Below are 8005 nucleotides of genomic sequence, written 5' to 3' on the forward strand. Positions count from 1 at the left end.
TGGATCCTGATATGCCCGGTAGGCTGACCCTGGCGCAAATTGAAAAGGCCGACGCCTCAGCGGCGCCGGCCTTGGTACGCCACCTGCCGTGGCGTCAGCCGGGTCTTCCGTAGCTGTGGATGTAACCGTTGTCCATCTTGCGCATCTTGAGCGGGACGCCGGAGCGGGACGCGTGCACGATCCAGTCCACGCCCTCATACTTGCCCGCGTACATCGCGACGTGGTGCAGGTCGGAATAGTAGAAGACCAGGTCTCCGGGCATCAGTTCGGAGCGGCTGATCCGCGGGATAGCCGCCCGCTGCGCCTTGGCGTTGTGCGGCAGGCTGACGCCCGCCTTCAGCCACGCCGCCTTCGTCAGGCCCGAGCAGTCATACGAACTGGGCCCGTCCTGGGCGAACACATATGGCTTGCCGATCTGGTCGCACGCGAACTTGACCGCGGTGCCGTGCGCGCCGCCTGGATAGGTCACCGGGCACGGCACGGGGCGCAGCTCGCCCTCGCCGCCTCCGTTGCCGTAGGCCGCGAGCCGCATCTGGTCGAGCTTCTTGATCTCGTCCTTGATCTTCGCGATGCGCTCGTTCTGCTCTTTCTCCAGCGCGTCCAGCTGCGCGATCATCGCGTCAAGCGGGCGCTTGGACTCGTCGAGCTTGGCCTTGGCCGCGAGCACCTCGCCGATGCGCGCGTTGAAGTGCGACGTCACCTGCTCCATTGAGGACAGACGCTCGGCGATGACGGTCGGGTCGCCCGTGCTGAGGAAGGCGTTGATGCCGATGGCACGGCCACCCTTGTACATATAGTCGGCGTAAACGCCGACCCGCTCCCGCGTCTTCGACACCTCCTCCTCCAGCGGGGCCAACTGGGCGGCCAGGGCATCTGCCTTGGCACGCTCGGCCTCCAGCTTGATCCGGACCGCGTTGTGCTCCTCGATGACCGGCTCGATCTCGTTCCACTTCTTGTCGATCTCCGCCTCGATTTCGGCGGGTGAGGGCTGCGCATGCGCATGCCCTGCAGAGCCGATCACCAGTGCGATCGTTGCCAGCATTGTGAGTAGTAGCGGCCTCAGCCGCGCGGGATGGCTACACACGAGGCCTTACGCTAGTTGCGTTCGTTACCTGAGCGCAACTCAAACCAGGCTCAGCCGATTTCGACGAAGACGTTGTCGAGCACGCCGTGGAATTGGTCATTGTGCGGTCCGACGCCCTTGCCGCCGACCCGCAGAGGTAGATCGTTCACTATGGACAGTGTGCTTGGGACGATCGTCTCCGCGTCCATCACACCGTCGATGAACAGGCGCAACGCTTCGCCGTCGCGTTCGCAGGCGATCTCGTGCCAGCGGCTGTCGGCGATCCCGCGGTGGGACAGCGCCACGAAAATGCGGTGAACCCCGTCGATCGGCCCGGACATGACGCAGCTGGGGTGACCGGCAGCGCCGTCGACCTGGAGCTTGAACTGGGTACCCACCGCAGAAAGTCCTTTTTGCACAACATTGGCGCCTTCGCTCACTCGATCGGACGCCATCTGGACCTTCGCGCCCCACTTGACCGGCTGGGTGCCCGGGTTGAGCCAGTCCACGCGGTCACTTTCGAGGATGACGCGCGGGCATGCCGTCGGGGGCGAGCTGCAAACCTGCGGGAACTCCAAGGCCCAGCCGTCGCCCTGCGGCACGAGCATCACCTCCCCGCCGCCCATGGCCGCGGACCGCAACACCAGCCGCCCACCCGACTCGACGAGACTGCCGTCGGTGAAATCGAAGCGCACCAAGGTGCTCGTGCGCGCGATCTCTTCCAACGGTGGGTTATGCAGGACCGGGACATGCAAAAGCCCGATCGCCAGCACGAACGCCCACCCGATGCGCCGCATACTAAGGTTAACGAAGCGGCAGCTTGGGCGGAATCGCGGCGGCAGGCGCGTCCTTCGCGAGGGCTTCACCGCACGATCCCGCCCGCGCTTCGCTTTGGCATCGCAAAGCAGCTCAGCCGGTCATGATGGCGTTGAGCACGTCGTCGAGCGTGCTCACGCCGACCGGCGTGTGCTGCTGCGGATCGACGACCAGCGCCATGTGCCGGCGCTCCCGCCGCATCGCGAGCAAGAGCTCGGCCAGCGAGCGATCGGGCGGCACGACCACCAGCGAGCGGATCAGCCGACGCGGGATCGGCTCCCGCCGAGCCTGGCCGTGCAACCCGAGCACATCCTTCACGTGGACAAACCCGATCACCTGGCGCGTGGCCCGCTGGATCACCGGGAACCGTGACCGCCCGGTGCGCATCGCCAGCACCTCAAGCGACGCGGGCGACGTGTCCTCGCTGACCGTGCTGACCTCGGACCATGGGCGCAGCGCGTCGGCCGCCGTGCGCTGGTGCAGGGCCAGCGCGCCCGTGATCCGGGCGTGCTGTTCCGGGTCGAGCAGGCCCTCCGTGCGCGCCTGGCTCACCAGCCCGGCCAGCTCCTCCGCGGTGAAGACGGTCTTCACCGCGTCGGCCGCCTCGATCCGCCACAGCCGCAGCACCGCCCGTGACGCCCACTTCATGGCCAGCAGCAGGGGCTTGGTGGCGATGCAGAACGCGAGCATCGGCGGTCCGAGCCACAGCACGCTCGCTTCCGGCCCGGCGAGCGTGATGTTCTTCGGGACCATCTCACCGATCACCGTGTGCAGGAACACCACGATGGCCAGGGCGATCACGAAGGCGGTCGGGTGCACCGCGCCCTCGGGGATGCCGATCGCTGCGAACGGCTTCTCCAGGAAGTGCGCGATCGCCGGCTCGGCCAGCGCGCCCAAGCCCAGCCCGCAAATCGTGATGCCCAGCTGCGCCCCCGCGATCATCAGCGGGATCTGGTTCATCGCCGACAGCGCCCACCCCGCCAGCCGCGAGTCGCGTGCCATCGGTTCGAGCACCGTGCGCCGCGACGCGATCAGGGCGAACTCCGCCCCCACGAAGAACGCGTTGCCAAGCAGGAGCAGGGTCGTGATGAGGACGCTAGTCATCGTCGTCACCGGCCAGGTGGACCAGGCGCACCTGCTCGACGCGGTGCCGGTCCATCTCGACGATCGTGAACTCCCAGCCGTCGACCACGAGCTCCTCACCCACCTGCGGGATGTGACCCAGGCGCGCCATAAGGAAGCCGGCGAGCGTCTCGTATGGCCCCTCGGGCAACAGGAAACCGGTCTGCTCGGCCAGTTCGTCGGCGCGCAACAGCCCGTCGACCAGCCAGGTGCGGTCGCCGCCGGGCACCGTCACCTCGATCGAGCCCGATTCCTCCTCCTCGGGCACGTCGTGCTCGTCGGCGATCTCCCCGACCAGCTCCTCGACCAGGTCCTCCGTCGTGACGACGCCGTCGGTACCCCCATATTCATCCACGACGATGGCCATGCTGACGTCCTCGGCCCGCAGCGCCGCCCAGACCCTATCCAGATCAAGGGATTCCGGCACCAGTAATGGCTCCCGCGCCACCGCCGCGACCGGCGTCGTGGCCCGCCGGGCGGGCGGGACGGCCAGCCCATCGGTCACCGCCACCACGCCCGTCACCGTGTCCAGAGTGTCCACATAGACCGGGAACCGGCTGTGCCCCGTCTCGGCCGCCACCCGGAAGAACTCGGCGATCGTCGTCGTCGCGGGGATGCCGACGACATCGATCCGCGGGGTCATGGCCTCGGCCGCGCGCTTTTCTCCAAACCGGACAGTTCGCTGCAGCAGCAGCGCGGTCTCGGTGGGTAGGGCGCCCGCCTTCGCCGAGATCGCGGCCAGCAGCCCGAGCTCCTCGGGCGAGCGGGCGCTGGCCAGCTCCTCCTGCGGCTCGATGCCCAGCCGGCGGACGATCCAGTTGGCCGAGCCGTTGAGACCTCTGATAAACCATTTGAAGGTACGCGAGAAGATGCGCATCGGCTGGGCCGTGCGCAGCGCGGCGGGCATCGGCCGGGCCAGCGCGAAGTTCTTCGGGATCAGCTCGCCCACCAGCATCGAGAACAGCGTGGCGATCCCGAGCGCGATCAGATGATTGGCCGTGTCGGACGTGCCCAGCGGCGCGAGCATGCTGGCCAACGCGGGTTTCGCCAGATAGCCGGTCAGCAGCGTGGTGATCGTGATGCCCAGCTGCGCGCCCGACAGCTGGAACGACAGCTCGCGCAGCGCGCTGCGCACCTGCCGGGCCGGCCGCTCGCCCCGCTGCGAACGCGCGTCGATCTCGGCCCGGTCGACCGTCACCAGCGCGAACTCCGCGGCCACGAAGAAGGCCGTCCCCAGCGTCAGCAGTACGAAGAGGACCAGCGGGAGGACGGTTGTGGTCAGCGCGTCGATGGGGAAGATTTTCTCATGACGGCCTCACCGACCGGAGCAGGACCGATGCCACATCGATGACCTCCACATCCTCACGGCCCTTGGAGGTCTTGCCGTCAAACAGCATGGTGTGGCAGAACGGGCAGCCCACCGCGATCGTCTTGGCCCCGGTGGCCAGGGCCTCCTCGGTGCGCTCCACGTTGATCCGCTTGCCGATGGTCTCCTCCATATACATGCGGGCGCCGCCGGCGCCGCAGCAGAACGACCGCTCCTCGCGCCGGCCCATCTCGCTGATGGTCCCGGCGGCTGCCCCGAGCACCTCACGGGGCGGCGAATACACCCGGTTGTGCCGGCCCAGGTAGCACGGGTCGTGATAGGTGACGCCGCCCTCGATCGGCTTGACCGGCTTGAGCCGGCCCGTCTTGACCAGGTGCGACAGCAGCTCGGTGTGGTGCACGACCTGCACGTCGAGGCCGAGCTCCCGATATTCGTTGCCGATCGTGTTGAAGCAGTGCGGGCACGTCGCGACGATCTTCAGCGCGCCGGATTCCTTCAGAGTCTCCACGTTTTGCTGCGCCAGCATCTGGTACACGAACTCGTTGCCGATGCGGCGGGCCGGGTCGCCGGTGCAGGTCTCGTTGTTGCCCAGGATCGCGAACCTCACCCCGGCCTCGTGCAGCAGGGTCGCGACGGCCCGCGTGGTCTTCTTGGCCTTGTCTTCGAACGCGCCCGCGCAGCCGACCCAGAACAGATATTCGAAATCGTCGGTCTCGCCCACCCGCGGCACCTCGAAGTCGAGGCCCTTGGTCCAGTCTTCCCGCGTGTTGGGCGGTGCGCCCCACGGGTTGCCCTTGGACTCCAGGTTGCGCAGCATCGCACCGGCTTCGCTCGGGAAAGAGCTTTCAATCATCACCTGGTACCGGCGCATGTCCACAATGTGATCGACGTGTTCGATGTCGACCGGGCACTGCTCGACGCACGCGCCGCAGGTCGTGCAGGACCACAACACGTCGGGATCGATCACGCCGCCCTCAGCCTCGCCGCCGATCAGCGGGCGCTCGGTCTCGGTGCCGCCCTGGAGCTTGGCGTAGGCGTGGTCGCGCAGGCTGAGCACCAGCAGTTTGGGTGACAGGGGTTTTCCGGTGTTCCACGCCGGGCACTGCGACTGGCACCGGCCGCACTCGGTGCACGTGGAGAAGTCGAGCAGCCCCTTCCAGGAGAATTCCTCCACTTTGGACACGCCGAACGTGTCCTTGTCGGGGTCGGCCTCCTCCAGGTCGATCGGCTTGCCGCCGCTCATCATGGGCTTCAGCGCGCCCAGTGCCTGCTTGTCGGGGTACCGCTTAAAAAAGATGTTGGGAAAAGCCAGGAAACGGTGCCATGCCACACCCATGGTCGCGTTGAGCCCGATGACGATGGCCCAGGTCATGCTCACGACGATCTTCACGAGCGCCACGACGGAGATGAGATCCTCATTGGCGGGCAGGATCTGGCCGAGCGCGTGCGACACCGGTGTCGCCCAGACCGGCTGGTCGAAGTGGCCCACGGCCACACGCAGACCCCGGATCAGGAACCCGAGGACCAGCACGACCAGGATCACGTATTCGACGAAGTAGCCCTGCCAGGCCGTGGAGCCCGCGAAGCGGGACCACCTCGTGCGGGTCGGCAGGTTGAGCAGCCGGATCACGATCAGGGTCAGGATCGCCGGGATGCCCAGGATGCCGAACACCTCGGTGACCAGGCCGAACACCACCCAGCTGTCCAGCAACGGCAGCCCGGCCAGCGGGTCGACCACCTCGAAGTAGGCGGCGAGCACGAGCGAAGACAGCAGGATGAAGCTCAGCATGACGACCCAGTGGGCCGCGCCGACCACCGTCCACTTGAGCATGCGGGTGTGGCCAAGGGTCTCGCGCAGCATGGTCGCGGTGCGCTTGCCCCGGTCGGCGCTGCGCGTCGGGTCGGGCTGCCCCTGCCGCACGACCACGAGCATCTGCCGGACGGCGCGCACGATGAGCACGACCGCCACAACGGTGATCGCGGCCGCGATGATCGTGCTGACGATCTGGACGCCACCCATGCTCAGGCCTCCTAGCTAACCCTCGTTACTGGCTAGTAGCTTACGGCATGGGGGCGGTGGGGCTATCTCCACTTAGACAGCAGCGCGAGCGAGGCAACCATGGCGCCGAACCCGACGGCCAGGTTCCAGTAACCCCACGCCGCCACCGGGTAGGCGGTCTCGGAGAGGTAGTAGACCACGAGCCACGCGATGCCAGCAGCGATCAGCGCGACCGCGGTCACCGGCAACCAGACGGGGCTGGGGCGCTTGTCGCTTGTGCTTGACGACGGAAGCACATCAGAAGGCGGTGTATAGACCTTCTTCTTGCGGATCTCTGACTTCGGCACGGTGAACTCCTGGGTGAGGCCCTGCCCATGCATGGTCGCATGGACGGCCGGGCCTGAATAATGTTAGTCGGAAGCTAGCCTAGTCAGGTCTTCGCTTTTTCGCATGAGGGGATTGTGGTGGAGTACACATCCGGCGGCGGTGCGTCGTGGCGTCAAGCCCTGCGACGAGCCGCGTCAGCACTCCACTTCACGCGCTCCCGCAGGTCCGGGTGGTCGATCGGGGTCCCGCTGATCGGGCTGGCCGCCGGGTTCCTGTTCACGGTCAGCGCCAACACGGCACAGGGCACCGTGCTGCGGGAGGACCGGCGGGTCGAGCTCGCCCAGCTGATCGACGCCAAACAGACCGAAGTTGATCGGCTCGCGGGCGAGGCCAAGGCGCTGCAGGCCCAGGTCGACGGGACCACCAACGAGCTGGCCGTGGGCGATGGGCCGATCAAGCAGGAGCGCGAGCGGTCCGCCCCCTGGCAGGAGGCGGCCGGGCTGACCGAGATGCGCGGGCCGGGCCTGACGGTGCGGCTCAACGATGCTCCAATCCCGGTGCCCAGGCCCGACAACAGCCGGCTCGACGACTATGTGATCCACCAGCAGGACGTGCAGGCCGTGGTCAACGCGTTGTGGGCGGGCGGGGCCGAGGCCATGACCATCATGGACGTGCGGGTGATCAGCACGTCGGCCGTGCGGTGCGTGGGCAACACGCTGCTGTTGCACGGGCGGCGATACTCGCCGGAGTTCGTGATCCGGGCGATCGGTGATCCCGGCCGGATGCGGTCGACGCTCGACGCGTCGCCCAGTGTCGCGGGCTTCCGTGACGCGGTGCGCAACTTCGGGCTGGGTTACACGGTCACGACCGAGTCCTCGATCACCGCCCCGCCATACACCGGGCCTACCGATCTGCGCTACGCCGAGGTCCCGTCATGAGCCGCCACCGCAAGATCGACCCGGACGAGACCGCGTACATTCCGGTCGTCCGGGACGACACCGACACCGGCTCCGGCGAGCCCGCGCCGCCCGACCCGGTTCCCAGCACGTCGTCGCCGTGGGCCCCGCCTGCCGCTGCCCAACCGCCGCATCCCGCTCCCGCACCAAGCCCGCCACGGCCTTCCCCGCCGCCAAGTCCACTGCGCCCCGCGGCCGCCTCACGCCCAGTCCCGCCACCTCCAGCCGCTCCACACCCGGCCGGTTTTGCCGCGCCGCTGCATCCAACAGCACTACATCCGGCCGCACCGCATCCACCCGCACCGCATCCAGCCGGTTTTGCCGCACCGCCGCACCCGGCCACGCCACACCCAGCGACGCCACACGCGGCCGCCCCGCATCCAGCCGCCCCGGCT

7 protein-coding genes are annotated in these 8005 nt (G+C 67.8%); 1 reads left to right on the top strand and 6 read right to left on the bottom strand.

The window, feature by feature from the left end:
• Nucleotides 1-94 precede the first annotated feature (94 nt).
• From DM816_RS20640 to DM816_RS20665, 6 genes are all read right to left on the bottom strand, one after another.
• A complete protein-coding gene (locus DM816_RS20640; RefSeq protein WP_246002080.1) occupies nucleotides 95-1021 on the bottom strand; it encodes a C40 family peptidase in 927 nt (308 codons plus the stop codon).
• A 113-nt stretch (nucleotides 1022-1134) separates the two neighbouring features.
• Nucleotides 1135-1860: a LamG-like jellyroll fold domain-containing protein gene (locus DM816_RS20645; RefSeq protein ID WP_117211971.1), complete on the bottom strand. Its 726-nt coding sequence runs from the start codon at nucleotides 1858-1860 to the stop codon at nucleotides 1135-1137.
• A 112-nt stretch (nucleotides 1861-1972) separates the two neighbouring features.
• Nucleotides 1973-2983 (bottom strand): hemolysin family protein, encoded by a 1011-nt coding sequence (locus DM816_RS20650; RefSeq protein ID WP_117211972.1) that lies wholly within the window; start codon nucleotides 2981-2983, stop codon nucleotides 1973-1975.
• Entirely contained in the window at nucleotides 2976-4283 is a 1308-nt protein-coding gene (locus DM816_RS20655; RefSeq protein WP_425455258.1) for a hemolysin family protein, read from the bottom strand. The genes DM816_RS20650 and DM816_RS20655 overlap by 8 nt, the downstream gene beginning before the upstream one ends.
• Before the next feature lie 22 nt (nucleotides 4284-4305).
• Nucleotides 4306-6348: a (Fe-S)-binding protein gene (locus DM816_RS20660; protein ID WP_117211974.1), complete on the bottom strand. Its 2043-nt coding sequence runs from the start codon at nucleotides 6346-6348 to the stop codon at nucleotides 4306-4308.
• A gap of 62 nt (nucleotides 6349-6410) precedes the next feature.
• Nucleotides 6411-6674, bottom strand: a complete 264-nt coding sequence (locus tag DM816_RS20665; RefSeq protein ID WP_117211979.1) for a cell division protein CrgA — start codon at nucleotides 6672-6674, stop codon at nucleotides 6411-6413.
• Between the two features lie 117 nt (nucleotides 6675-6791).
• On the opposite strand from DM816_RS20665, the gene DM816_RS20670 reads away from it, so the two are divergent.
• Nucleotides 6792-7592: a DUF881 domain-containing protein gene (locus tag DM816_RS20670; RefSeq protein ID WP_117211975.1), complete on the top strand. Its 801-nt coding sequence runs from the start codon at nucleotides 6792-6794 to the stop codon at nucleotides 7590-7592.
• The last annotated feature ends 413 nt before the right edge of the window (nucleotides 7593-8005 follow it).

Origin of the sequence: Allorhizocola rhizosphaerae, assembly GCF_003426775.1 — a bacterium.
Classification (GTDB): domain Bacteria; phylum Actinomycetota; class Actinomycetes; order Mycobacteriales; family Micromonosporaceae; genus Allorhizocola; species Allorhizocola rhizosphaerae.

Bases quoted from the DNA above. Each gene is read 5' to 3' on its own strand.
- DM816_RS20660 (WP_117211974.1), bottom strand. From the start codon at position 6,348: ATGGGTGGCGTCCAGATCGTCAGCACGATCATCGCGGCCGCGATCACC.
- DM816_RS20645 (WP_117211971.1), bottom strand. From the start codon at position 1,860: ATGCGGCGCATCGGGTGGGCGTTCGTGCTGGCGATCGGGCTTTTGCAT.
- DM816_RS20650 (WP_117211972.1), bottom strand. From the start codon at position 2,983: ATGACTAGCGTCCTCATCACGACCCTGCTCCTGCTTGGCAACGCGTTC.